General features: G+C 73.4%; 23 protein-coding genes. 5 read left to right on the top strand and 18 right to left on the bottom strand.

The window, feature by feature from the left end; translation table 11 throughout:
• Positions 1–8: 8 nt before the first annotated feature.
• The 3 genes from CCE02nite_RS03255 to CCE02nite_RS03245 form a co-directional block, all read right to left on the bottom strand.
• On the bottom strand, positions 9–500 hold the full coding sequence (locus CCE02nite_RS03255; RefSeq protein ID WP_255318606.1) for a hypothetical protein: 492 nt from the start codon (positions 498–500) through the stop codon (positions 9–11).
• On the bottom strand, positions 497–1,147 hold the full coding sequence (locus CCE02nite_RS03250) for a hypothetical protein (RefSeq protein ID WP_141388150.1): 651 nt from the start codon (positions 1,145–1,147) through the stop codon (positions 497–499). The genes CCE02nite_RS03255 and CCE02nite_RS03250 overlap by 4 nt, the downstream gene beginning before the upstream one ends.
• A 91-nt stretch (positions 1,148–1,238) precedes the next feature.
• On the bottom strand, positions 1,239–1,685 hold the full coding sequence (locus tag CCE02nite_RS03245) for a type II 3-dehydroquinate dehydratase (RefSeq protein ID WP_141388149.1): 447 nt from the start codon (positions 1,683–1,685) through the stop codon (positions 1,239–1,241).
• A 263-nt stretch (positions 1,686–1,948) separates the two neighbouring features.
• On the opposite strand from CCE02nite_RS03245, the gene CCE02nite_RS03240 reads away from it, so the two are divergent.
• Positions 1,949–2,731 carry a glycerophosphodiester phosphodiesterase family protein gene (locus CCE02nite_RS03240; RefSeq protein WP_255318605.1) on the top strand — a complete coding sequence of 261 codons (783 nt, stop codon included), beginning with the start codon at positions 1,949–1,951 and terminating at the stop codon, positions 2,729–2,731.
• Between the two features lie 40 nt (positions 2,732–2,771).
• Here CCE02nite_RS03240 and aroB read toward each other — a convergent pair whose 3' ends face one another.
• From aroB to aroC, 3 genes are all read right to left on the bottom strand, one after another.
• Positions 2,772–3,890 carry a 3-dehydroquinate synthase gene (gene aroB, locus CCE02nite_RS03235; RefSeq protein WP_141388397.1) on the bottom strand — a complete coding sequence of 373 codons (1,119 nt, stop codon included), beginning with the start codon at positions 3,888–3,890 and terminating at the stop codon, positions 2,772–2,774.
• Positions 3,891–3,961: 71 nt separating this feature from the next.
• Complete coding sequence (locus tag CCE02nite_RS03230) at positions 3,962–4,567, bottom strand: shikimate kinase (protein WP_141388147.1); 606 nt, start codon at positions 4,565–4,567, stop codon at positions 3,962–3,964.
• Complete coding sequence (gene aroC / locus CCE02nite_RS03225; RefSeq protein WP_141388145.1) at positions 4,567–5,784, bottom strand: chorismate synthase; 1,218 nt, start codon at positions 5,782–5,784, stop codon at positions 4,567–4,569. Before aroC ends, CCE02nite_RS03230 begins: the two co-directional genes overlap by 1 nt.
• Positions 5,785–6,008: 224 nt before the next feature.
• Here aroC and CCE02nite_RS03220 point away from each other — a divergent pair, with 224 nt between their 5' ends.
• A complete protein-coding gene (locus CCE02nite_RS03220) occupies positions 6,009–6,557 on the top strand; it encodes a prepilin peptidase (RefSeq protein WP_170227201.1) in 549 nt (182 codons plus the stop codon).
• 367 nt (positions 6,558–6,924) lie between these two features.
• On the opposite strand, the gene CCE02nite_RS21270 is transcribed toward CCE02nite_RS03220, so the two are convergent.
• The 9 genes from CCE02nite_RS21270 to CCE02nite_RS03175 form a co-directional block, all read right to left on the bottom strand.
• A complete protein-coding gene (locus CCE02nite_RS21270) occupies positions 6,925–7,338 on the bottom strand; it encodes a peptidoglycan-binding domain-containing protein (RefSeq protein ID WP_371861895.1) in 414 nt (137 codons plus the stop codon).
• A gap of 84 nt (positions 7,339–7,422) precedes the next feature.
• Positions 7,423–8,301, bottom strand: a complete 879-nt coding sequence (locus CCE02nite_RS03210; RefSeq protein ID WP_141388139.1) for a shikimate dehydrogenase — start codon at positions 8,299–8,301, stop codon at positions 7,423–7,425.
• Positions 8,298–9,452, bottom strand: a complete 1,155-nt coding sequence (gene mltG / locus CCE02nite_RS03205) for an endolytic transglycosylase MltG (protein ID WP_141388137.1) — start codon at positions 9,450–9,452, stop codon at positions 8,298–8,300. The genes CCE02nite_RS03210 and mltG overlap by 4 nt, the downstream gene beginning before the upstream one ends.
• The gene (ruvX, locus tag CCE02nite_RS03200) at positions 9,449–9,985 is read right to left on the bottom strand and encodes a Holliday junction resolvase RuvX (protein ID WP_255318604.1); all 537 of its coding nucleotides are present in this window, start codon (positions 9,983–9,985) and stop codon (positions 9,449–9,451) included. Before ruvX ends, mltG begins: the two co-directional genes overlap by 4 nt.
• A complete protein-coding gene (gene alaS, locus CCE02nite_RS03195; protein WP_141388135.1) occupies positions 9,982–12,669 on the bottom strand; it encodes an alanine--tRNA ligase in 2,688 nt (895 codons plus the stop codon). Before alaS ends, ruvX begins: the two co-directional genes overlap by 4 nt.
• 71 nt (positions 12,670–12,740) lie before the next feature.
• Complete coding sequence (locus CCE02nite_RS03190) at positions 12,741–13,100, bottom strand: hypothetical protein (RefSeq protein WP_141388133.1); 360 nt, start codon at positions 13,098–13,100, stop codon at positions 12,741–12,743.
• Entirely contained in the window at positions 13,100–13,495 is a 396-nt protein-coding gene (locus tag CCE02nite_RS03185; protein WP_087472004.1) for a DUF948 domain-containing protein, read from the bottom strand. The genes CCE02nite_RS03190 and CCE02nite_RS03185 overlap by 1 nt, the downstream gene beginning before the upstream one ends.
• 249 nt (positions 13,496–13,744) lie before the next feature.
• Positions 13,745–14,371: a 30S ribosomal protein S4 gene (gene rpsD / locus CCE02nite_RS03180; protein ID WP_047234514.1), complete on the bottom strand. Its 627-nt coding sequence runs from the start codon at positions 14,369–14,371 to the stop codon at positions 13,745–13,747.
• 197 nt (positions 14,372–14,568) lie between these two features.
• The gene (locus CCE02nite_RS03175; protein ID WP_141388130.1) at positions 14,569–16,041 is read right to left on the bottom strand and encodes a replication-associated recombination protein A; all 1,473 of its coding nucleotides are present in this window, start codon (positions 16,039–16,041) and stop codon (positions 14,569–14,571) included.
• A gap of 126 nt (positions 16,042–16,167) precedes the next feature.
• Between CCE02nite_RS03175 and CCE02nite_RS03170 the strand changes: the two genes are divergently transcribed.
• A complete protein-coding gene (locus tag CCE02nite_RS03170; RefSeq protein ID WP_308463677.1) occupies positions 16,168–18,414 on the top strand; it encodes an MMPL family transporter in 2,247 nt (748 codons plus the stop codon).
• 105 nt (positions 18,415–18,519) lie between these two features.
• Entirely contained in the window at positions 18,520–19,278 is a 759-nt protein-coding gene (locus CCE02nite_RS03165) for a response regulator transcription factor (RefSeq protein WP_064316078.1), read from the top strand.
• Here CCE02nite_RS03165 and CCE02nite_RS03160 read toward each other — a convergent pair.
• The 3 genes from CCE02nite_RS03160 to aspS all read right to left on the bottom strand — a co-directional run bounded on the left by CCE02nite_RS03160 (position 19,254) and on the right by aspS (position 23,170).
• Positions 19,254–19,640, bottom strand: coding sequence for a hypothetical protein (locus CCE02nite_RS03160; protein WP_141388127.1), 387 nt, complete (start codon positions 19,638–19,640; stop codon positions 19,254–19,256). The genes CCE02nite_RS03165 and CCE02nite_RS03160 overlap by 25 nt on opposite strands.
• Positions 19,637–21,097 carry a glycosyltransferase family 2 protein gene (locus CCE02nite_RS03155; RefSeq protein WP_141388125.1) on the bottom strand — a complete coding sequence of 487 codons (1,461 nt, stop codon included), beginning with the start codon at positions 21,095–21,097 and terminating at the stop codon, positions 19,637–19,639. The genes CCE02nite_RS03160 and CCE02nite_RS03155 overlap by 4 nt, the downstream gene beginning before the upstream one ends.
• Before the next feature lie 258 nt (positions 21,098–21,355).
• Entirely contained in the window at positions 21,356–23,170 is a 1,815-nt protein-coding gene (aspS, locus tag CCE02nite_RS03150; RefSeq protein ID WP_141388123.1) for an aspartate--tRNA ligase, read from the bottom strand.
• 221 nt (positions 23,171–23,391) lie between these two features.
• Between aspS and CCE02nite_RS03145 the strand changes: the two genes are divergently transcribed.
• Positions 23,392–23,859 (top strand): PPOX class F420-dependent oxidoreductase, encoded by a 468-nt coding sequence (locus CCE02nite_RS03145; protein WP_141388121.1) that lies wholly within the window; start codon positions 23,392–23,394, stop codon positions 23,857–23,859.
• Positions 23,860–23,883 lie beyond the last annotated feature (24 nt).

The following is a 23,883-nucleotide window of genomic DNA, read 5'->3' as shown; positions in this document are numbered from 1 at the left end:
GGAGCGTCCTACCCCAGCGCGACGAGGACCGCGTTCGCCGCGACACCCACCGTCGCCGCCCAGCACATCGAGGCAAGGGTCCCGATGACGAAGCGCTCGGACGCGACGGGGTGCTCGCGCAGCTCCGGGTAGCGACCCAGGCCCTTGATCGCGACGACGAAGGCGATCCCGCCGGGCTCGCCCGCGAGCAGGCAGCCGGTGATCGCGAACCTCTCGAGGATCCCGATCCACGTGCCGCCCCGCAGCGCCTTGACGGCCTCCGTGCCGATGGGCCCCGTCGCCGGCGGCGGGGGCGGGGGCACCGGGACGGCCGCCGGGTCAGCGCCGCCCGCAGCGGTGCGCGTCCGCGCGGCACGGCCGGGTCGCTGCCGTCCCGGGTCGCCCGCCCGCGCCGCGGCGCGCAGCACCCACTGCGTCACCGGTCCTCCCCCGAGCACGCTCGCGGCGAGCGCGACGACCCACACCACCACCACCAGCACGACCGACACCGGGTCCGTCATTCCTCGCCCTCCTGCTGTTCCTCCGGCGGCCCGCCCCGACGGCTCGCGCAGAGCTCGCCGAGCAGCCTTGCGACCACGGGCCGCACCGCCGCCTCCTCCGGCCACAGCGCCGTGCGCAGCCGCTGGCTGACCGCCTGCTCGGACACCCCGAGCGCGCGAGCCACATCCTTCTGGGTGCCGCCCACACGCGCGAGCGTGTCGACCGCCTCCCACCCCGGCGCGGTCCGTCGGTCCACGACCGCAGCGAGGAGGCGCAGGAGCGCCTCGACCTCGGCGGCGCGCGCCTGCGGCTCGCCGCGGACGGCGACGGGCGCCGTGGCCGCGCGCGACTTGGCCTGCTCGACCGCCTCGCGCGCCCGCACGAACGCCTCCCCCGACGCCTCGCGCGAGACCGCGGGCAGCGGACGGTCGACGGCCCCCGCCCCGACGCCGACGCTCCAGCCGCCGTCGCGCAGCAGGTCGAGCACCGCGTCGACCACCGTCGCCGGGTCGTCGAGCACGCCCTGCACCTCGTCGCCCACCGTACGGTCGAACGGGACCACGAGCCCGGGACGACCGGCCAGGAGCACCTCGAGGCGCGCGAGCACCTCGGGCACCCGGTCGCGGTGACCGGTGCTCCCCCGCTGGTCCACGGTGAGGACGAACATGTGATCCAGGCTATACCCTTGATATGGATGTATCAAGCATGAGGACTTGATAGGTCGCGATCAAGGCAGCGGAGTGCAGGAGGACGATCGGTCAGCCACGCAGGCGAGCCGCGAGCGCCTCGAGCGCGAGCCGGTAGGAGTCGAACCCGAACCCCGCGATGGTGCCGGTCGCGACCGCCCCGACGACGGAGTGGCTGCGGAACGCCTCGCGCGCCGCGGGGTTGCTCAGGTGCACCTCGACGAGCAGGAGGCCGGAGGTCGTGACCTGCGCCGCGGCGTCGCGCACGGCGTAGGAGTAGTGCGTGAACGCGGCCGGGTTGAGCACCACGTGGGCGCGCGCGTCGACGGCCTCGTGGAGCCAGCCCACGAGCTCGGACTCGTCGTCGGTCTGCCGCACGTCGACCGTGAGGTCGAGCGCGCTCCCCCACGCGAGGGCGGACTCCTGGAGGTCGGCCATCGACGCCGAGCCGTAGATCTCCGGCTCGCGCACACCGAGCCGGCCGAGGTTGGGTCCGTTGAGGACCAGCACGCGTTCCATGGCGCCCGAGCCTAGCGGCGTCGCCTCCGCGCGTGCGGCGCGGGTTCGCCCCGGGACCCACCACGGCGTGGGGACGCGCCTCGACGAGCGTCGGGCGGCGCTGTCGTGCACGCTGGCGAAGTGAGCCTCTCCGCCGTCCCCCGCCCCTGCCGGGTCGGCGACGTGCCCGCCGAGGGGCGCCGGCCCGTCGGCCTTCCGGCGCGACGCCCGTGCGGCATCACCACCGTCACCAGGCCCGACTGCCGCGCCGTCCGGGGGCCGGCGTGAGTGCCACGACGGGCCGTGTCGGCGGCTACCTGGAGGCGCCGTTCGTCGCGCTCGCGCACCGCGGGTTCTCGCGCGCGGGCCTGGAGAACTCCATGACGGCCTTCGCCGCCGCCCGCGACCTCGGGCTGCGGTACGTGGAGACGGACGCCCACGCGACGTCGGACGGCGTGGCCGTCGCGCTCCACGACGCGTCGCTGGACCGCACGACGGACGCGCGCGGGCTCGTCGCCGACCTCCCGTGGCGCACCGTGCGCGAAGCCCGGATCGGCGGGACGGAGCCGGTGCCGTCGCTCGAGGACGTGCTGGGCACCTGGCCGGACCTGCGGGTGAACGTCGACGTGAAGTCGGCGGCGGCCGCCGAGCCGGTGGCCCGGGCGATCGAACGCACGCGCGCGCACGACCGCGTGTGCGTCGCGTCGTTCGCGGCGTCGCGCCGCGAGGCGACGGTGGCACGGCTGTCGCGCCCGGTCACCGTCTCGGGTGCACGGGGCGCGGTCCTGGGCATGTTCCTCGCCGGGCGGGCGCGCACCGACGCGCTGGCCCGCCTCGCGGCACGCTCGGTCGACTGCCTCCAGGTCCCCGTGCGCGGGGGCTGGGTGCGCGTCGTCGACTCGGGGTTCGTCCGGGCCGCGCACCGGGCGGGCGTGGCGGTGCACGCGTGGACGGTGAACGACCGCGCGACGATGCACCGGCTGCTCGACCTCGGGGTCGACGGGATCGTCACCGACCGCGCCGACCTCCTGCGCGACGTGCTTCGTGCGCGGGGGCTGTGGGCGTGACCGGACCGGCCCGCACCGAGCGGGGCGGGGTCGCGGCCCGTCAGAGCGCGACGGGGCCGCGTCCCACCGGCGCGTCGGCCGCGATCTCGGCGTAGGCCGCGGCGAGGAGCGTCGGGTCCGGGCCCTCGAGCCGGGTGGGCCGCGCGACGTCGTCGAGCACGACGAACCGCAGGAGGTCGCCGCGCGACTTCTTGTCGCGCCGCATCGCGGACAGGAGCTGCTCCCAGCGGTCGCCGCGGTACGTGAGCGGCAGGCCGAGCGAGCCGAGGATCGCGCGGTGCCTCTCGACGACGGCGTCGTCGAGCTTCCCGGCGAGGCGCGACAGCTCGGCCGCGAACACCATGCCGACGGACACCGCGGCGCCGTGGCGCCACTGGTAGCGCTCCGTGAGCTCGACCGCGTGGCCCAGCGTGTGCCCGTAGTTGAGGATCTCGCGCAGGCCGGCCTCCTTGAGGTCCTCCCCCACGACACGTGCCTTGACCGCGATCGAGCGCTCGACGAGCTCGGCGACGACGGCCCAGGTCTCGTCCGTCGTCGGCCGGGTGCCCCAGGCGGCGAGCGCGTCGGCGTGCTCCTCGACGAGCTCGAGGATGCGCTCGTCGGCGATGAAGCCCGTCTTGACGACCTCCGCCATGCCGGCGACGAAGTCCCAGCGCCCGAGGGACTCGAGCGCCGCGAGGTCGCACAGCACGCCCGCGGGCGGGTGGAACGACCCGACGAGGTTCTTGCCCTCGGCGGTGTTGATGCCGGTCTTGCCGCCGACGGCCGCGTCGACCATCGCGAGCAGCGTCGTCGGCACGTGGACCACGCGGATGCCACGCAGCCAGGTGGCCGCGACGAACCCGCCGAGGTCCGTCGTCGCGCCGCCGCCCACCGTGACGACCGCGTCCGTGCGGGTGAAGTCCAGCTGGCCGAGCACGCCCCACAGGAACGCCGCGACCTGCGCGGTCTTGGCCTCCTCCGCGTCCGGGACCTCGGCGACGTACGCCTCGTAGCCCGACGCCTTGAGGTCCTCGTGGACGACCTCGGCCGTCGCGGCGAGGGCCGCGGGGTGCACCACGAGCACGCGGCGCACCCGGTCGCCGAGCATGGTGGGGAGCTCGCCGAGCAGGTGCCGGCCCACGACGACCTCGTACGGCTGGTCCCCGGCGACCCGCACGCGCGTCGGCGCGGGGCGCTCGTCGGTCGGCCCGGCGACGAGCTCGGTGTCCGGGGCGGGGGTCGTGTCGCTCACGCGTTCTCCTGTTCGGCCGGGGTGTCGGCGGGGGCGGGCGCCGCGGCACGGTTCGTCGCGCCACCGCCCGCGAGGTGCGCCCGGATCTCCTGGGCGACCTGGGCGGGCGTGCGCGCGTCGGTGACCACGTGCAGCGTCGCGACCCGCTCGTAGACGGGGCGGCGCGCCTCCATGAGCGCGGCCCACCGCGCTCGGGGATTGCCCAGGAGCAGCGGGCGCGACTGGTTGAGCCCGACCCGCGGCGCGGCGTGCGCGAGGCTCACGTCGAGGAACACGACGGTGCCGCCCGCCGCGACGTAGGCCGCGAGGGCGGTCTGGGTGTGCTCGTCGAGGACGGCGCCGCCACCCAGGGCGAGCACGCCGTCGTGCGTGGCGAGCGCCGTCGTCACCGCCTCGCGCTCGAGCTCGCGGAAGTGCGGCTCGCCGTGGTCGACGAAGATGTCGGCGACGGGCTTGCCCGCCGCGGTCTCGACGTCGGTGTCCGTGTCGCGCTGCGCGAGGCCCAGCAGGTCCGCGAGATGCCGCGAGACCGTCGACTTGCCGCTGCCGGGCGGGCCGACGAGGACGACGACCGGGCGCGTGCCCGGGGGGACGGGCGTCATCAGCGCTGCAGCTCCGGGATCGCGGCGAGGTAGGCCTCGGCGTTGCGGCGGACCTCCGCGACGGAGTCGCCGCCGAACTTCTCGAGCGCCTGCTCCGCGAGCACGAGCGCGACCATCGCCTCGGCGACGACCGCCGCCGGCGGGACGGCGCACACGTCGGAGCGCTGGTGCTGGGCCTTGGCGACCTCGCCCGTCACGACGTCGACCGTCGCGAGCGCGCGCGGCACCGTCGAGATCGGCTTCATCGCGGCGCGCACGCGCACGACCTCGCCGTTCGACATCCCGCCCTCGACGCCGCCCGCGCGGTTGCTCAGGCGGTGGATGCGGCCGTCGGTGCCACGCTCGATCTCGTCGTGCGCGGCGGACCCGCGGCGGCGCGCGGTGCGGAACCCGTCGCCGACCTCGACGCCCTTGATCGCCTGGATGCCCATGAGCACGGCGGCGAGCCGGGCGTCGAGGCGCCGGTCGCTCTGCGCGTACGTCCCGAGGCCCGACGGCACGCCGTAGGCGAGCACCTCGACGACGCCGCCGAGCGTGTCGCCCGCCTTCTGGCACTCGTCGATCTCGGCGACCATCGCGGCGGACGTCGCGGCGTCGAAGCAGCGCACCGGGTCGGCGTCGAGCGCGGCGACGTCGTCCGGCCCCGGCACCGCGGCGTCCTCGGGGACCTCGACAGGGCCGATGCCCACGACGTGGGACACGAGCCGGACGCCCAGCGCCTGCTCGAGGAACTTCGCGGCCGCGGCGCCGAGGGCGACGCGCGTCGCCGTCTCGCGCGCGGACGCACGCTCCAGCACGGGCCGGGCGTCGTCGAAGCCGTACTTGCGCATGCCCACGAGGTCGGCGTGGCCGGGGCGCGGGCGCGTGAGGGGACGGTTGCGCGCGATCTCGCGCACGTCGCCCGTGCCGGCGTCCACCAGCAGCGCCTCGGGCGGCACCGGGTCGGCGGACATGACGTCGACCCACTTGGGCCACTCGGAGTTCGCGATCTCCAGCGCGAGCGGGCCGCCCTGGGTCACGCCGTGGCGCAGTCCACCCAGGACGCGCAGCACGTCCTGCTCGAACTTCTGGCGCGAGCCGCGCCCGTACCCGAGGCGACGGCGCGCGAGCGCGGCCTTCACGTCGTCCGTCGTGAGCTCGACGCCCGCGGGCAGCCCGTCGAGGATCCCAACCAGCGCCTCACCGTGCGACTCACCCGATGTCAACCAACGCAGCATGATCGCCATCCTCCCACGTCGGCACGCACGTCCCGGCGGGCGCCCGCAGTGCGGACCAGGCACCTGCCGAGTCGAGCGCAGATCCTGTGGACGACGACAGCACCCGGCACCGTCGGCGCGCTACGGTGCTGCGCGTGATGGAGCAGGGGGACGAGACGGCAGTTCCCGTATGCCCGACGGCCGCCGTTCGGGCACCCCTCCGATGGCCGGAGCGGGTGCGGGCCGTGCAGGACACCGCCGGACGGACGGGGTTTACGCTCGCCGCGATCGCCGCAGCGGGTGCCGCCTGGTGGGGCGGGAGGTCGTGGGCAACCCCGGCGTTCGTGCTCGTCGCCGCGGCCGGAACCCTGGTCGCAGTGGTCGACGTGCGCACGCACCGCCTGCCCGACGCGGTGGTCCTGCCCACGTGGGCAGCCACGGTCACTCTGCTCGGGACTGTGGCTCTCGCGACGGGCGACCTGAAGCAACTCGCGCTGACCCTGACCGGCAGCGCCCTCGCGTTCGGCGCCTACGCCACCTTGAGGCTCGCCTACCCTCCAGGGCTGGGGTTCGGCGACGTGAAGCTTGCCGGACTGCTCGGAGCACCGCTCGCGTGGCTCGGCTGGGCGGAACTCGGGCTCGGGCTCATGCTGCCGTTCGTCCTCGGAGGTGCGTGGGCGGTGGGCCTTCTGCTCATGGGTCGCGCCCGGCGGGACACTGCCGTGCCCTTCGGGCCGTTCATGGTGCTCGGAGCAGTGTTGGCGTGCATCGATGTGACGCAGATCGCGTGGTAGATGGTCGGGTCGCACGGGACCTGAATGCCAACGCCGTGGCGCTGCCTACCAGAACGTCTAAGGCTCGGCACCGGTCGAACTGCGCGGTCCATGAAGTGGTGCGATCCGCGCGAGCGTGCCGTCCAAGCCGACGAAGGGCCATAGTTCGCCGCGAGCGGTGGTCACGACTCCGATCGCCGCGTTCAGGTACCGTCGCGATCGAGCACAACAAAGTCTGGTGAACGATCAGTGCTAACGAGTAGCGAGACCTTACCGTCGGGAACCGTGTCGGCACCGTTGCCGCAAGATCAGCAAGTCTCCCTTGACACCACGGATCGACGCGGCGTGACTCGAGCGTGCTCGGGCCACGCCGCGTCGGAACTACTCGTCAGTACGAGTGGCAGGACGGTCGAGGCGTCCCGTTGCTCCAGAGCACCCACTTGATCGCGTTGCGCGTCTGAGGACCGTAGACGGCATCGGCGATCAAACCGCGGTCTTGCTGGAACTTCAGGACCGCGGCTCGCGTAGCCGGACCGAACGAGCCATCGAGGGCAAGATTGAAACCGTGGCACTCGTTGAGCGAGTCCTGAAGCGCACGCACCCCTGCGCCAGTGTTTCCATACCGCAGGTTGCACGTATAGGTCCCCGCGGCTGAGGCGTAGGGAGTTGCGATGCCGTTGCGAATGCCGATCGTGTTGCATGTCGGGTACGCAGCAGAGGCAGACGCGGCGGTGAGAACACCCCCGCTCACGAGCAGTCCGGCAGTGATCGTGACAGCGAGCAGCCGTCGTACGATTCCCATAAATCCCCCTAAAAGAGACATCAGTGTCGCGGGCAAACGTAGACCGTGGCTGATCGCCGCGCAACTACGGGACACCCAGGGCGCTTACGCGGGGACCCCCAGCGCGGACGCCAGCGCCCGATCCATCGCGCCGAGCGGGGCCACCTTGCCCGTCATGAGGCGCACCTGCTCGGCCGCCTGATGCAGGAGCATGCGCTCGCCGCCGACGACCGTGCCGCCCGCGGTGGCCCACACCGCAGAGAGCGCCGTGGGACGGGGGTCGTAGACAACGTCGAGCAGCACGCCCGTCACGCGAACGGCCGCCTGTACCAGCGCCTCGGCCACCGGGTCGGCCGCGCGCGACGGAAGGGTCGCGACGACGACGTCGGCCTGCCCAAGGCGGGCGAGGAGCGCGGGGGACGATGGATCGAGGATCTCGAAGCGCGGCTCGACGCCCATGCGGTGCGCCGCACGCTGGAGCGTGCCGGTGCGCCCGAGCGAGCGCACCAGGACCGTCGGCGCCGTGCAGCCGAGCTCGGCGACAGCGGCCAGCGTGGACGCGGCGGTCGCTCCCGCGCCGAGCACGACGGCCCTCCGCGCGTCCCGCTCCCCCAGCCCCTCCCGGAGCGCGGCGACGAGACCGTGCACGTCGGTGTTCGTCCCGACGAACGTCGGGCGTCGGCCACCCGTGGGCTGCACGACGAGCGTGTTCACCGCGCCGACGACGTTCGCGAGCGGGTCGACGTGGTCGAGCAGCGGGATCACCGCGTGCTTGAGCGGCATGGTCAGGCTCAGGCCCGCCCACGACGCGTCGAGCCCGTTGACCAGCGCCGGGAGCTGCTCCTCGGTCGTGTCGATCGCCTCGTACGTCCAGCCTTCAAGCCCGAGCTCCGCGTACGCGGCGCGGTGGAGCACCGGGGACAGCGAGTGGGCGACGGGGTGGCCGAGGACGGCCGCCCGCCGCGGCGCGCGTCTCGCGCTCACCCGCCGTTCTCCGCCTGCCACCGACGAAGCTCGGCGACGTTCGCCTCGTGCTCGTCCCACGTCACGGCGAACTTCGTCTCCCCGGTCTCGAGGTTCACGGCAGTCCAGAAGATCCAGTCCCCCGACTCAGGGTTCACGACCGCGGCCAACGACTCGGCGCCCGGGCTCGCGATCGGGGTCGGCGGCAGCCCCTTGTGCACGTAGGTGTTGTAGGGGTTGTCGGGGTTCTGCGTGTCGTCACGCGTCAGCTCGGTCCCCGGCTTGTTCAAACCGTAGGCGACCGCCGCATCGATCTGGAGCGCCATGTTGATCTCCAGGCGGTTCTCGATCGCGCGCGCCATCTTGGGACGGTCCGGCGCGTACTTCGCCTCTCGCTCGATGAGCGAGGCCTTGTTGAGCACGGTCTCGCGGTCTTCCGGGGCCACCCCGAGCTCGTCGAGCTTCATGACCGTCTGCGAGACCATCCCCTGGATGACCCCCTGAGGGCTCACGTCGCCGGGCTCGAGGACGTACGTCGTCGGGTAGAGCCAGCCCTCGTAGTTGCCGTTCGCCTCGGCCGGCAGGCCCGTCGCGGCGGTATCGGCCATGGCGGCCTCGAAGTCGGCGACCGGGATGTCCGTCACGGAGGACGCCTTCTCGAGGATCTGCTTGACCGTATAGCCCTCGGGAATGGTGATCTTTGTCTCGACGCGCGAGTCGTTCGCGACGAGGCGCGCGACGGCATCCTTCGCGGGCATGCCGAGGAGCAGGGTGTGGGTGCCCGGCTGGATCTTCCCCGCGTTCGGGTTCTCGTCGAACGCCTTCGCGAAGGCCGCCGAGCTAGCGACGACGCCGGCCTCGGTGAGCACAGCGCCCATGTCACGGCCGGTGGAGCCGGGCTCGATGACGACGTCGACCGGATCGGTACCCGGGCCCTCGAAGTCCTTGGCCTCGAGCGGGTTGTCGAACCCGAAGAGGTCGGAGGCGTTGTTGAGCAGCAGGTACCCCGCACCGCCCACCACGAGGAGGGAGACGAGCAGCACCACGAGGGCGCGGCGGCGCCGGCGCTGGCGTCGCTTCTTCGCCGCCCGGCGGGCGCGCTGCTCCGAGCGCGACGAGCGCGCGGGCTGCTGCTCGCCCTGGACGGCGGGCCGTTCGAACAGGTCGGTCACGGTCGGTGGTCTCCTGTCGGGTCTACAGGTTCTCCGGCGCGCGCTCCCGCGCCCCGCTCGGCGTCGAGAGCGGATTGCAGAATGATAACGGCGGCGGCCTGGTCGACGACGCTACGGTGCTTGCGACCGGCGCGTCCCGACGCGTGGAGCGCCTGGTGCGCGCTCACGGTCGACATCCGCTCGTCGACGAGGTGCACCGGCACCGGTGCGACGACGCGTGCCACCAGCCCAGCGTACGCCCGGGCGCCCTGGGCAGCGGCGCCCTCCCCACCGGCGAGGTGGCGCGGGAGACCGATGTAGACCACCTGGGCGCCGCGCTCGTCGGCCTCGGCGGCGATCCGCGCGACGTCCGCCGGGACCGCGCCCCCGGACCGCGTGTCGCGCGCGAGCGTCTCGACCGGGGTCGCCACGAGCCCGTCGGGGTCGCTCGCCGCGAGGCCGACGCGCACGCTGCCCACGTCGACGCCGAGGCGCGCCCCGCGCGGGAGGGGGGCGCGCCCGTCGTCACCGGGCAGCGAGGGGACGGGCGTCACGCGGCCGCCGCGGCGCCGTCGCGCACGCCCTGGAGGGCGGCCGGCAGCGCGGACACGTCCGTGCCGCCGCCCTGGGCCATGTCGTCCTTGCCACCGCCGCCGCCGCCCAGCGTCTGGGCAGCAGCCTTGGCGAGCACGCCGGCGCGAAGGCCCGCGGCACGGGCCGACGCGTTGGTCACGACGACCACCTGCGGTCGGCCCTTCGCGACGCCCCCGACCGCCACGACGGCCGGCCCGGCCTCGCCGAGGCGGCCGCGCACGTCGAGCGCGAGCGCGCGGAGGTCGTCGGCAGAGGCGACCTCGCCGGCGTCGTGCACGACGACGCGCGTACCGCCCGCGAGCTCCGCGCCCGCGGCGAGCGTGCCGGCGACCGCGAGGAGCTGCGACTGCCGGAGCTGGGCGAGCTCCTTCTCGGCGTCGCGCAGGCGCGACACGAGCGCACCCACGCGGTCGGGCAGCTCCTCGGTCCGCACGTTGAGCAGGCCGGTGAGCTGGCCCACGAGCGCGTGCTCCTTGGCCTGGAACCCGTACGCGCCGTCGCCGACGAGCGCGTCGACGCGGCGCACGCCCGAGCCGATCGACGACTCGCCGAGCAGCGTCACGAGGCCGAGCTGGCCCGTCTGCTGCACGTGCGTCCCGGCGCACAGCTCGCGCGACCAGTCGCCGCCGATCGACACCACGCGCACGACGTCGCCGTACTTCTCGCCGAACAGCGCCATGGCGCCGAGCGCCCGCGCCTCGGTGATCGGCATGAGCTGGTCCGTGACCTCGAGGTTCTCCTGGAGCTGGGTGTTGACCCGCTCCTCGATCTCCGACAGCGCGCCCGCGGGCACGGCCGACGAGCGACGGAAGTCGAACCGGATGCGGCTCGGCGCGTTCTCCGAACCTGCCTGGGTCGCGTCCTTGCCGAGCGACTCCTGAAGAGCCTTGTGGATCATGTGCGTCGCCGAGTGGGCGCGGCTGATCGCCTTGCGGCGGTCGCGGTCGATCGTCGCGGTGCCGGGGTCGCCGAGCGCCGCGGTCCCCTCGACGAGGCGACCACGGTGCACCGACAGGCCCTTGATCGGGCGCTGGACGTCGTCGACCTCGATGGTCGCGCCGCCGTCGAGCACGATCGTGCCGTGGTCGGCGAGCTGGCCGCCGGCCTCCGCGTAGAAGGGCGTGCGGTCGAGCACGACCTCGACGTCGGCGGGCGCGGTCGCGGCGGGCGCGGGCACGCCGTCGACGAGCAGCCCGGCCACGCGCACGGCGGCCGAGGACTCGGTGTAGCCGAGGAACTCCACCGGCGCGGAGAGCTCGCCCGCGAGCGACTCGTAGGCGGCCGTGTCGACCCCGCCCGAGCGCTTGGCGAGCGCGTCGGCGCGGGCCCGCTGGCGCTGCTCGGTCATGAGCGCGCGGAACGCCTTCTCGTCGACCTGGACACCCTGCTCGGCGGCCATCTCGAGCGTGAGGTCGATCGGGAAGCCGTACGTGTCGTGCAGCGCGAACGCCTGGTCGCCGCCGAGCAGCGGCACCCCGCCCGTCCCCGCGGCGGCCTTGGCCCGGGTGACGGCCGTGTCGAGGATCGTCGTCCCCGAGGTGAGGGTGCGCCGGAACGCGTCCTCCTCCGTGTAGGCGACGTTCGAGATGCGCTCGAAGTCGGTCGCGACCTCCGGGTACGACGGCGCCATCGCGTCACGGCTCACCGGGAGCAGCGCCGGCATCGCGCGGTCCTCCACGCCCAGCAGGCGCATCGCGCGCACGGAGCGGCGCAGCAGGCGCCGCAGCACGTAGCCGCGGCCCTCGTTGGAGGGACGCACGCCGTCGCTCATGATCATGAGCGCCGAGCGCACGTGGTCGGCCACGACGCGCATGCGCACGTCGTCCTCCCGGTTCGCGCCGTAGCGCCTGCCCGAGAGCGCCTCGGCGGCCGCGATGACGGGGAACACCTCGTCGATCTCGTAGAGGTTGTCCTTGCCCTGGAGCAGGTAGGCGACGCGCTCCAGGCCCATGCCCGTGTCGATGTTCTTGCGCGCGAGCTCCGAGACGATCCGGAACTCCTCCTTCGACCTCACGTCGTCGATCGCGTACTGCATGAACACGAGGTTCCAGATCTCGAGGTAGCGGTCCTCGTCGACGACGGGGCCACCCTCCTGGCCGAACTCCGGGCCGCGGTCGATGTAGATCTCCGAGCACGGGCCGGCGGGACCGGGCTGGCCCGTGGACCAGTAGTTGTCCTTCTTGCCGCGCGCCTGGATGCGCTCGTCCGGCAGGCCGGCGATGCGCTTCCAGAGCTGCCGCGCCTCGTCGTCGTCGTGGTAGACGGTCACCCAGACGGTCTCCGGGTCGAACCCGTACTTGCCCTCCTCGCGCGAGCCCGTGACGAGGTCCCACGCGTAGGTGATCGCGCCTTCCTTGAAGTAGTCACCGAAGGAGAAGTTGCCGTTCATCTGGAAGAACGTGCCGTGGCGCGTCGTCTTGCCGACCTCGTCGATGTCGAGCGTGCGCACACACTTCTGGACGCTCGTCGCGCGGTCCCACGGCGGGGTCTGCTCGCCCGTCATGTACGGGATGAACGGGACCATGCCCGCGATCGTGAACAGCGTGGACGGGTCCGGGGAGACGAGCGACGCCGAGGGCACGACGGTGTGGTCGCGGTCGGCGAAGTAGTCGAGCCAGCGCTTGCGGATCTCGGCGGTGCGCATGATGTCCTTCGGGCAGTCGGTGGGTCGTGCGGGGTGCTTGCTGTGGGTCGCGGCGGCCGGGGCCGCGCGTCCTAGAAGGAGTAACCGAGGAGGTCCTCGACGTCGTCCGTGTCGTCGAACGGGCTGGGGTCTCCCGCGGCCGGGCGCGCGTGGCGGCCGGCCGCGCGGCGCGCTCGGACGACGTCCGGGTCCTCCTGCCCCTCGGCGAGGAGCGCTGCCATGAGCTCCTGCTCGCGCGCGTCGCGCGCGAGCGTGAACTCGGTGCGGAAGTCGCGGGCGATCTCCACGACCTTCTCGCCCAGGCCGTTCACCTGCTCCGTCGCCTGGTCCACGAGCGACGCGGGCGCGTACCGCGCGAGGATCTTCTTGCCGCGGACGACGACCACGACCGTGATCGCCACCCCGACGCCGATCCAGAAGACCCGGCGCATCAGCGCGACCCCTCGGCACGGCCGGCGCCGTCCGACGAACGGCGTCGTCCGAACGAGCGGGCGGCGGCCTGGCGCACGCCGTAGGTGAACGCGGCGACCTTGACCAGCGGGGCGCCGAACGTCGCGGCGTACAGCCCCGTGAGCGCCGAGACGTTCTCGCTCACCTGGGCCGCCGACGTCGTGATCGTGTCGACCTTGACGAGCTGGCTGTTGGTCGTGGCGACGGTCGTCGCGGCCTCGTCGAGGATCGGGACCGAGTGGTCCGTGACCTCCTTGATGCTCGCGCGCGCCTCGTCGAGCACGCGGCCGAGCTTGAGGAGCGGCACCGCGAGCAGGCCGACGAGCAGCACGAACGCGATGGCTGCGATGAGGCCGGCCACGTCTCCCAGGGACATTCTTCCTCCAGTGCCAGTCACGGTGCCTTGTGCGCGGACGTCGCGCGTCGTGCGCGGGGCGGTCCACCTCGTCGCGGGGTCCTGGCGGACGTGCCCACGACTCCGCGAAACACTACCCGCACCAGGGCGGGGACCGCCGTCGGGCACGACACGACGACGGCGCCGCCGCGGTGCGGCGGGCGCACCGGTCCGGACGCACGAACGCCTCGCTCGCCGACGAAGCGGTGAGCGAGGCGTCCGGAGCGAGGGTCAGCGAGCGTAGTACTCGACGACGAGCTGGACCTCGCACTGCACGGGGACCTCGGCGCGCTTCGGGCGACGCGTGAGGATCGCGCTCAGCTTCTCGAGCTGGACGTCCAGGTAGCCCGGGACGGCCGGGAGGACGTCGCGGTGCGCGCCCGCGGCCGCGACCTGGAACGGCGTCGTCGCCTGGCTCTTCGGCTTGACCTGGAGGGTCTGGCCGGGCTTCACGCGGAACGACGGGCGGTCCACGATCTTGCCGTCGACGAGGATGTGGCGGTGCGTGACCGCCTGGCGCGCCTGGAGGATGGTGCGGGCGAAGCCGGCGCGCAGCACGAGCGCGTCGAGGCGGGTCTCGAGGTTCTCGACGAGCGCCTCACCGGTCAGACCCTTGTCCTTGCGGGCCTCCTCGTACGCACGCGCGAGCTGCTTCTCGCGGAGCATGTACTGGGCGCGCAGACGCTGCTTCTCGCGGAGACGGACCGCGTAGTCCGACTCGGTGCGGCGGCGGGCGCGACCGTGCTCACCCGGGGGGTAGGGGCGCTTCTCGAAGTGCTTGACGGCCTTCGGGGTGAGGGCGATGCCCAGGGCGCGGCTCAGGCGGACCTGGCGGCGCGAGCGCTTGACAGACGTCACAGCGGTATCTCATTCCTGTCGTGTGTGTACTGACGTCACACCTGGTCCCGAGAGGTCGGGTCCGGGTGCGGGACCAGCCGATGGACCACGCGCCTCTCCGGGGGAGAGACGGCGGGTCGGGGCCGAGGTCCCAGGTGGTCGCCGTGAAGGCGACCTGAGCAGTCTACCGCACCCCCGGGGCGCGGATCCCCGGCAGGTCAGCGCGCCGGCTCGTCCTGCGCGAGGATGTCCCGGATCCGGCCGAGGCGGTCGGTGACCTGGCGCTCGTACCCGCGGTCGGTCGGCGTGTAGTACCGCGACCCGACGAGCGAGTCGGGCAGGTACTGCTGCGCCGCGACGCCGTGGGGCGCGTCGTGCGCGTACCGGTACCCCGTGCCGTGCCCCAGCTGCTTCGCGCCCGGGTAGTGCGCGTCGCGCAGGTGCGTCGGGACGGACCCGGCCTTCCCGGCCCGCACGTCCGCGAGCGCCGCGTCGATCCCGAGGTAGGCGGCGTTGGACTTGGGCGCGGTCGCGAGGTGCACGACGGCCTCCGCGAGGACGATCCGCCCCTCGGGCATGCCGATGAGCTGGACGGCCTGGGCGGCGGCGACGGCGGTCTGCAGCGCGGACGGGTCGGCCATGCCGACGTCCTCCGCGGCCGCGATGACGATGCGCCGGGCGATGAAGCGCGGGTCCTCCCCCGCCGCGATCATGCGTGCGAGGTAGTGCAGGGAGGCGTCGACGTCGGAGCCGCGCATCGACTTGATGAACGCGGACACGACGTCGTAGTGCTGGTCGCCGTCGCGGTCGTAGCGCACGGCGGCGACGTCGACGGCGCGCTCGACGGCGTCGAGGTCCACGCTCACGGGGCCGGACGACGCGTGGTCCGGCCCGGGCTCGCCGTCGCCGTCGACGCCCGCGTCCTCCGAGGCCCCCGCAGGGACCGGGACCGGGGCGTCCGAGAGCGCGGCGCCGGCTGCCGCCTCGAGCACGGTGAGCGCCTTGCGCGCGTCTCCCCCGGCGAGGCGCACGAGGTGGTCCTCCGCCTCGTCGGTGAGCTCGACGAGACCGCCGAGCCCCCGGTCGTCGGCGACGGCGCGGCGCACGAGGGCGCGGACGTCGTCGTCCCCGAGAGGCTGGAGCGTGAGCAGGAGCGAGCGGGAGAGGAGCGGCGAGTTGACGGAGAAGCTCGGGTTCTCGGTGGTCGCCGCGACGAGCGTGACCCAGCGATTCTCGACGCTCGGCAGGAGCGCGTCCTGCTGCGACTTGGAGAAGCGGTGCACCTCGTCGATGAACAGGACGGTCTCGTCGCCGCCGGTCGCGAGGCGGCGGCGGGCGTCCTCGACGACGGTGCGCACGTCCTTCACGCCCGCGGTGACGGCGGAGAGCTCGACGAAGCGGCGGCCGGACGCGGTCGCGATGAGGTAGGCGAGCGTCGTCTTGCCGGTGCCGGGCGGGCCCCAGAGGATGACGGAGCCGGGCGCGGCACGGCCGCCGGACGCGTCCGACTCGATGAGCCGCCGCAGGGGCGAGCCGGGGACGAGCAGGTGCGCCTGGCCCGCGACCTCGTCGAGGGCGGCGGGGCGCATGCGCACGGCGAGCGGGGCCCCCGGTCCGGGTCGCGGCGTGCCCTGCGCGCCGGAGGTGGCGGCGCCGAAGAGGTCGCCGCCGAACAGATCACCGGTGGACATGCCCCGAGCCTACGCACCGCCGCCCACGCTCCCGGTCGCCGCCGGTGTGGGGAGGTCGGGTGAACGTCGTCCACAGCGTCGCGAGGGATCTGACACGCGGCGCGGGCGGATGGGATGCTGGCGCTCGTGTTCTCGAGCCTCGGTCGTCGTGTCGCCCGTCATCCCCGTCTCACGGTCGTCGTGTGGGTCGTCCTCACGGGGCTCGGGTTCGCGCTCGCGCTGTTCGGCGTGCACGGCGAGAGCGTGTTCGACCGGGTGACCACGGGGGCTCCCTCCATCCCCGGGTCGGACAGCGAGCGCGCGACCGAGATCCTCGCCGAGAACGACGAGGGCGGCCCGGAGATCACGCTGCTGGTGAGCGAGGTCGACCCGGCGGACGCGCAGGTCGTGGAGGCCATGACCGAGGTGAACGCGGACCTCGTGGCGATCGAGGGCGTGGACACGGTCATCAACCCGTACGTGATCCCCGGCGGCGTGGAGGACCCGGCCGCGCAGTCGCTCGTCGCGAGCGACGGGGACGGGTTCCTCACCGTGGTGACGCTGCGCACCGACCTCGACGCCGAGCGCACGGACGCCGTGGCGGAGCGCGTCGTCGAGCAGCTCGAGGCGGTGCCCGGCGTCCTCGCGGAGGCCGCGCCCGACGCCGCCGGGGAGGCGACGGGGCTCGTGGGCTCGAACGCGCTCATCGTCGACGCCATCACGGGCCAGGTGGAGGAGGACCTCACGACCGGCGAGAAGTTCGCCCTGCCGGTCGCCCTGCTCATCATGGTGCTGGTCTTCGGCGGGTTCCTCGCGGCCGCGATGCCGATGGCGGGGGCCGTCGCCTCCATCGGGACGGGGCTGGGCGTGCTGCTGGGCCTCACGTACGTGCTCGACGTCGACGCGTCCGTGGTCAACGTCGTGACCCTGCTCGGGCTCGGGCTCTCGATCGACTACGGGCTGCTCGTCGTGTCGCGGTTCCGGGAGGAGCTGCACCGCCTCATCGAGGCCGGCGACGACCCGGCGCTGCGGCGACGGCGCGGGGACGGCGTCGTCCACGCGGCGCTCGTGCGCACCATGGAGACGGCGGGCCGCACCGTCGCGTTCTCCGCGCTCACCGTCGCGATCTCGATCGCCGGGCTCATGGTGTTCCGCCCCGACATCCTGCGGTCCGTCGGCGCCGGTGGCCTCGGCGTGGTGCTCGTCGCGGTCGCGACGGCGCTCACGCTCGTCCCCGCGCTGCTCGCGTTCTCGGGCCGCCGCCTCGCGAAGCCTGGCGTCCTCGGCCACGTCCCCGGCCTGCGCCGCGTGCTCGCCCGGACCGCGGACGTGCAGTCCGACGAGGGCGCGTTCTCCCGCCTCGCGGCGCGCGTGCAGCGCCACCCCGTGTGGGTGCTGCTGACGACGGTCGTCGTGCTCGTCGTCCTCGCGCTGCCCGTCCTCGGGCTGCACATGCGCAACTCCGGCATCGAGCTGCTCCCCCAGGGCTCCCCGCAGCGCGAGTTCGTCGACGAGCTCGCCGCCCGGTACCCGTCGAGCGAGAGCGCCCAGGTGGTGGCCGTGGTCGACGCGAGCGTCGAGGAGGCGCAGGCGTGGGCGGACGAGGTCGCCGGGCTCGACGGCGTCGCGTCCGTCGACCCCGCGGCGCCGCTCGGCGACTACGCCGTCGTGGGCGTGCACGTCGACGCGGACGACGCCGGTGGGCCGGAGGCGGTGTCCGTCGTGCGGGAGGTGCGGGCGACCGACAGCGCGTTCGACGTGTGGGTCACGGGGCAGGCGGCCGGGCAGGTCGACTTCCTCGACGCGCTCGGCGAGCGCGTGTGGTGGGCCGTCGGGGTCGTCGTCGGCGCGACGCTCCTGCTGCTGTTCCTCATGACGGGGTCCGTCGTGGTACCGGTCAAGGCGCTCCTCACGAACGCGCTCTCGCTCGCGGCCTCGCTCGGCGTGCTCGTCTGGGTGTTCCAGGACGGGCACCTCGAGGGCCTGCTCGACTTCTCCTCGGTCGGGGGGATCGAGACGTACGTGGTCGCGCTCGTCGTCGCCTTCGCGTTCGGCCTCGCCATGGACTACGAGGTGTTCCTGCTCGCTCGCGTCAAGGAGCTCTTCGACGCCGGGCACCCCAACGACGAGGCGGTGCGCCTGGGGCTCCAGCGCTCCGGCCGGATCATCACGTCTGCGGCGGCGATCATCATCGTCGTCTTCGCGGGCTTCGTGTTCGGCGACCTCCTCGTCATCAAGGAGGTCGGGTTCGCGCTCGCCGTCGCCGTGCTCATCGACGCGACCATCGTCCGGCTGCTCCTGGTCCCCGCGACGATGACGCTGCTCGGCCGGTTCAACTGGTGGGCGCCCCGGCCGCTGCGCCGGCTGCACCGCAGGATCGCGATCACGCACTGAGATCACCCGCCCGGACGAGGCCCTGTCGGGTGTCGTTCGTGCGCGGGCTCCGCCACCTGCGGTTACGGTGGTCGGCAGCACACGGGGTCACACGGGGGGAGACGGATGGCGGACGACAACCGCACCGCGGTCATCGTCGAGGACGACGCGGAGATCCGTGAACTCCTCCAGACGGTGCTCGGACAGGCGGGATTCACGACCGAGGCGGCGGCGACAGGCGTCGAGGGCGTCGAGCTCGTCCGGCGTACCGACCCTGTGGTGACGACCCTCGACGTCAGCCTCCCGGACATCGACGGGTTCGAGGTCTGCCGTCGCATCCGCCGCGTCTCGGACACGTACGTGGTCATGCTCACCGCGCGCACCGACGAGATCGACACGCTCCTGGGTCTCGACGCCGGCGCGGACGACTACCAGACCAAGCCGTTCCGGCCGCGCGAGCTGCGCGCCCGCATCGAGGCTCTCCTGCGGCGACCACGCCACGGCCCGCCCGCGGAGGGCGTGGACCGGCCGCGCACGGCCCCGCCGCCCGGCGAGCCGGATCTCGTCGGCGCGGACGGCCTCCTGCTCGACGTGCCGCGGCGGACCGCCACGGTCGACGGCTCGGCGGTCCACCTCACGCGCAGCGAGTACGACATCCTCGGCGCGCTCGTCGAGGCGTCGGGCCGTGTCGTGAGCCGGAACGAGCTCGTCCGCGTCCTGTGGGGAGAGGAGTACGACGCCGGCACCTACGTCACGGACGCCGACCGCCGCAGCGTGGAGGTCCACGTCGCCAACCTCCGCCGCAAGCTCGGAGACGGTCCGACGACGCCGCGATGGATCCGCACGGTCCGAGGGGTCGGCTACCGCTTCGACCCGATGGGCTGACCGAGCGCCGTCGGCGGGTCGCTCAGCAGCCAGGTCACCTCCTCGAGCACGGTGCGGGCGGCGGCACGCAGCTCGTCGAGCGCCCGACGCTCGTCCGCGACGCGGCGCGCACCGCTCCGGTCGAGCACCCGCGTGACCGCCGCGCCCACCTCCTCGGCACCCACCATGAGCGACGTGGAACGCACCGTCAGGAGCGTGCTGCGCGCCTCCCCCTCGTCACCGCGGGCCAGCGCGCCGGCCGCGGCCTCGATCCGCGGGACCAGGAGATCCCGGTAGGCGACGAAGAAGCGTCGGACCGCCTGCGCGTCCCCGTCGAGGTCGTCCGCGAGCGCAGTCCAGGCCCTGCGCAGCTCGTCCTTCACGCGACGAGTCCGTGGTGGCGCCGCACCAGCCGGCGCAGCATGAAGACGGTCTGGGCGATGGTGACGATCCCGAGGACCGGCCAACCGACGGACAGCACCGAGGACCGGGCGCCCGGCGGGAGGATCGTCCAGGCCCAGAGCACGCAGGCCAGCCCGACCAGGGCGACGAGCAAGGGGCTCAGGAACGCCCAGCCGCTTCCGCGCTCCGCCTTCGCCTGCGCCGCCCAGTTGTCCGTGCGCGACCGTGCGAGGAACTTCACCCACGCGCGCGCGAAGTGCCCGACCCGGATCCACATGTAGAGCTCGGCGGGCACCAGGGTGGCCGCGAACAGCACGTCGCGCCACGTGCGGTCCTTGATCGAGAGGGCGGTCCGTACGTTCAGGGCCACGGCGACGACGGGCGGGACGAGCCAGACCGGCGAGAACTCGAAGGCGTGGATGCTCAGCGCTCCGGCGACGAGCAGGCCGAAGAGGAGGCGCGTGACGGCGTTGACGAGCATGCCGACGTTCTCCATCCACCGCAGGCGCAGGTTGGGATGGAAGGGCTGGCCCCGCGTGTCGCCACGCTGCCCGGGCCACATCAGGTCGATGGCACCGTAGTTCCACTTGACCTGCTGGCCGTCGAGCGCCCGGAGCGTGGTCATGCCGCCAACGGTGGCACGCGCGGTCGCGGAGATCTTCGTCGAGTACCCCAGGGACTTGATCTGCAGGCTGAGGAGCGAGTCCTCGACCTCCGAGTCGGAGACCCACGGGTCGCGCTGGTGGTGAGCGAGCATGACCGCCTCGAGCGCCGACATGCGGAACAGCGAGGCCTGGCCGCCGAGGACGGCCATGTTCCGGCCGCGCAGGAGATTCTGCATGTTGAACGCGGCGAACTGGGCGCGCTGGCCGGTGAGAAGGAACCGGCTGAGCGGACCGCGCGGCGTGACGTTGTCGACGGTGTAGATGGCGGAGATGCCGCCGATGCGCGGGTCGGACGACATCTCGGCCTCGAGTCGCTCGACGGCGTCCTTGGCCAGCACGGTGTCGCCGTCCACGCCGAGGAGGTAGTCCGCGCCGTGCACGAGCCGGTAGCCGTAGTTCAGGGCGCCGACCTTCTTGTCGGGGAGCGCGCCGAGGTCGTGGACGTACACGCGCGTGGTCTGCTCGACACCGCGGCGGCGCGTCGTGTGCTCCCCGGCGAGCTTGGAGGCCTTGGCGAAGGTGCGGTCGCTCGTGTTGTTGACCACGACGTGCACGACGTCCGGCAGGCGGGTCTGGCGCAGGATGCCCTTGAGCACGGACTTGATCGTCGATCCCTCGTTGTAGGCGGGGATGATCGCGCCGATCGTCGCGCGGCGGACAGGGGCCTGGACCACGACCTCGTCGGGCGTGAACTGGTAGCGGTCGAGCTCCGTGCCGAAGGGCGCGGGCTCGTCGACGTCGACCGGGTCGCGGTCGGTGAGCAGGGCGGTCATGAGTGCCTCGTTCGTCGTGGGGTTCAACGAGCACGATCCTGCGCGCCCCGGCGCGAGGCACCCGCCGAGTCGGCGCAGCGAAACCTCAGGATCTGCTCAAGATCCGGGCGGGACGCCGGGAAGAGGCGTGGGCGCCGACCCCGCCCGGTCCGGGAGTCGTGCCCCGCCGCGACGCGGCTCGGGGCGGTGGCGTCCGGACGCGCCGAGGGCGCGCCACCCGGCGGGGGTGGCGCGCCCTCGGCGTCGTGCGGGCTGCGGCTACGCGTCCGTGCGCCCGGTCGCGTCGTCGTCCTGGCCGCCGTCGCGCGCAGGAGCGGCGGGCTTCGCGTCGACGCCGGCCTCCTTGCGCTGCTCGGGCGTGATCGGGGCCGGTGCCTGCGTGAGCGGGTCGAACCCGCCGCCCGACTTCGGGAAGGCGATGACGTCGCGGATCGAGTCCGACTTGGTCAGCAGCGCGACGATGCGGTCCCAGCCGAACGCGATCCCGCCGTGCGGCGGCGCGCCGAACTTGAACGCGTCGAGGAGGAAGCCGAACTTCTCCTGCGCCTCCTCGGGCCCGATGCCCATGACGTCGAACACGCGCTCCTGCACGTCGCGGCGGTGGATACGGATCGAGCCACCGCCGATCTCGTTGCCGTTGCACACGATGTCGTACGCGTAGGCGAGCGCCTCGCCCGGGTTCTGCTCGAACGTGTCGACCCAGTCCGGGGTGGGCGACGTGAACGCGTGGTGCACGGCGGTCCAGGCGGAGTGGCCCAGGTCGACGTCGTCGTCCTCGCCCGTGGGCTTGAACAGCGGCGCGTCGACGATCCAGACGAACGCCCACGCGTCCTCGTCGATCTGCCCCGTGCGCTTCGCGATCTCCTGGCGCGCGGCGCCGAGCAGCGCACGCGAGTCCGACGTCTTGCCGGCGGCGAAGAACACCGCGTCGCCCGGCTGCGCGCCGGTCGCGTCGCGCAGGCCCTCGCGCTCGGCGTCGGACAGGTTCTTGGCCACCGGGCCGGCGAGCGTCCCGTCCTCCTGGAACGTGACGTACGCGAGCCCGCGCGCGCCGCGCTGCTTGGCCCACTCCTGCCAGGCGTCGAACTGGCGGCGCGGCTGCGAGGCCCCGCCCGCCATGACGACGGCGCCCACGTACTCCGCCTGGAACACGCGGAACGGCGTGTCCTTGAAGTAGTCCGTGAGCTCGACGAGGGGGTTGCCGAAGCGCAGGTCGGGCTTGTCCGACCCGTAGAGGCGCATGGCGTCGTGGAACGTCATGCGCGGGATCGGCGTCGGGATCGTGCAGCCGATCAGCTCCCACAGCGCGACGAGGATCTTCTCCGCGAGGGCGATGACGTCGTCCTGCTCGACGAAGCTCATCTCGACGTCGAGCTGCGTGAACTCGGGCTGGCGGTCAGCGCGGAAGTCCTCGTCGCGGTAGCAGCGTGCGATCTGGTAGTAGCGCTCCATGCCGGCGACCATGAGCAGCTGCTTGAAGAGCTGCGGCGACTGCGGCAGCGCGTACCAGGAGCCGGGCGCGAGCCGCGCGGGCACGAGGAAGTCGCGCGCGCCCTCGGGCGTCGAGCGCGTGAGGGTCGGTGTCTCGATCTCGACGAACTCCTCCGCGTCGAGCACGCGGCGCGCGGCCTGGTTGGCCTTGGCGCGCAGGCGCAGCGCGTGCGCGGACGCGGGGCGGCGCAGGTCGAGGTAGCGGTGCTTGAGGCGCGCCTCCTCGCCGATCGTCTCGGTGTCCGCGAGCGCCGTGGAGACCTGGAACGGCAGCGCCTCGGACGTGTTGAGCACGACGACGTCGCTCGCGACGACCTCGATCTCGCCCGTCGGCAGGGACGGGTTCTCGTTGCCGTCGGGGCGGCGCGAGACCTCGCCGGTGACCTGGAGGACGAACTCGTTGCGCAGCGGGTGCGCGACGGCCTCGTCGCGGATGACCACCTGGGCGATCCCGGAGGCGTCGCGCAGGTCGATGAAGGCGACGCCGCCGTGATCGCGCCGCCGGTCGACCCAGCCCGTGAGGGTGACGGTCTGACCGGTGTGCTCGGCCCGCAGTGAGCCGGCCGTTCGGGTGCGCAGCACGGAGGATTCCTTCCAGATGGGCGGTGGGGGTCGCGCTCCCGCGGGCGGGCGCGCGTCCGGACGAGTCTAGTGCGGGCGGGCGCGCGGCTCGACCGGATACCGTGACGGTGCCGCCGCGCCACGGGGCGCCCGACAGCGTCGTGCGTCCAGGATCCCGCCTCCGGGCCGGTGGCACCGGCGCGCGCCGACCGGCCCGCCGCCCGCACGAGGAGGGATGACCCGTGGCACGCACCATCGCGACGAACCGGCGCGTCGAGCGCGACGAGCTCGAGCAGTTCCTCCGCTCCCGGCACGACGGCGTGCTGGTCACCACCCGCGCCGACGGCCGGCCCCAGCTCAGCCCGGTGACGTACGGGGTCGACGACGCGGGCCGGATCGTGGTGTCGACCTACCCGGAGCGCGCGAAGGCCGTCAACGTGCGCCGCGACCCGCGCGCGTCGCTGCTCTCGCTGGGCGAGCGCTTCTCCGACCCGTGGGTGCAGGTCGACGGCGAGGCCGAGGTGATCGACCTGCCGGACTCGGTCGAGCCGCTCGTCGACTACTACCGCTCCGTCGGCGGCGAGCACCCGGACTGGGACGAGTACCGCGAGGCCATGGTCGCGCAGGGCAAGTCGCTCGTGCGCCTGACGGTCACACGCTGGGGCCCGGTCGCGACGGGCGGCTTCCCCGCGCGCCTCGCGGACGGCTGACGGTCCTGGCCGCGCAGCGGCGTA

It is taken from the genome of Cellulosimicrobium cellulans, assembly GCF_006539945.1.
Lineage (GTDB): Bacteria > Actinomycetota > Actinomycetes > Actinomycetales > Cellulomonadaceae > Cellulosimicrobium > Cellulosimicrobium cellulans.
This window is presented reverse-complemented; position numbering and strand designations above follow the sequence as displayed.

Bases quoted from the DNA above. Each gene is read 5' to 3' on its own strand.
- CCE02nite_RS03190 (WP_141388133.1), bottom strand. From the start codon at position 13,100: ATGCGCCGGGTCTTCTGGATCGGCGTCGGGGTGGCGATCACGGTCGTG.
- CCE02nite_RS03245 (WP_141388149.1), bottom strand. From the start codon at position 1,685: ATGGAACGCGTGCTGGTCCTCAACGGACCCAACCTCGGCCGGCTCGGT.
- aroC (WP_141388145.1), bottom strand. From the start codon at position 5,784: ATGCTGCGTTGGTTGACATCGGGTGAGTCGCACGGTGAGGCGCTGGTT.
- alaS (WP_141388135.1), bottom strand. From the start codon at position 12,669: ATGCGCACCGCCGAGATCCGCAAGCGCTGGCTCGACTACTTCGCCGAC.
- CCE02nite_RS03175 (WP_141388130.1), bottom strand. From the start codon at position 16,041: ATGTCCACCGGTGATCTGTTCGGCGGCGACCTCTTCGGCGCCGCCACC.
- CCE02nite_RS03255 (WP_255318606.1), bottom strand. From the start codon at position 500: ATGACGGACCCGGTGTCGGTCGTGCTGGTGGTGGTGGTGTGGGTCGTC.
- CCE02nite_RS03155 (WP_141388125.1), bottom strand. From the start codon at position 21,097: ATGACCGCCCTGCTCACCGACCGCGACCCGGTCGACGTCGACGAGCCC.
- CCE02nite_RS03230 (WP_141388147.1), bottom strand. From the start codon at position 4,567: ATGACGCCCGTCCCCCCGGGCACGCGCCCGGTCGTCGTCCTCGTCGGC.
- CCE02nite_RS03165 (WP_064316078.1), top strand. From the start codon at position 18,520: ATGGCGGACGACAACCGCACCGCGGTCATCGTCGAGGACGACGCGGAG.
- CCE02nite_RS21270 (WP_371861895.1), bottom strand. From the start codon at position 7,338: ATGGGAATCGTACGACGGCTGCTCGCTGTCACGATCACTGCCGGACTG.
- CCE02nite_RS03185 (WP_087472004.1), bottom strand. From the start codon at position 13,495: ATGTCCCTGGGAGACGTGGCCGGCCTCATCGCAGCCATCGCGTTCGTG.
- CCE02nite_RS03250 (WP_141388150.1), bottom strand. From the start codon at position 1,147: ATGTTCGTCCTCACCGTGGACCAGCGGGGGAGCACCGGTCACCGCGAC.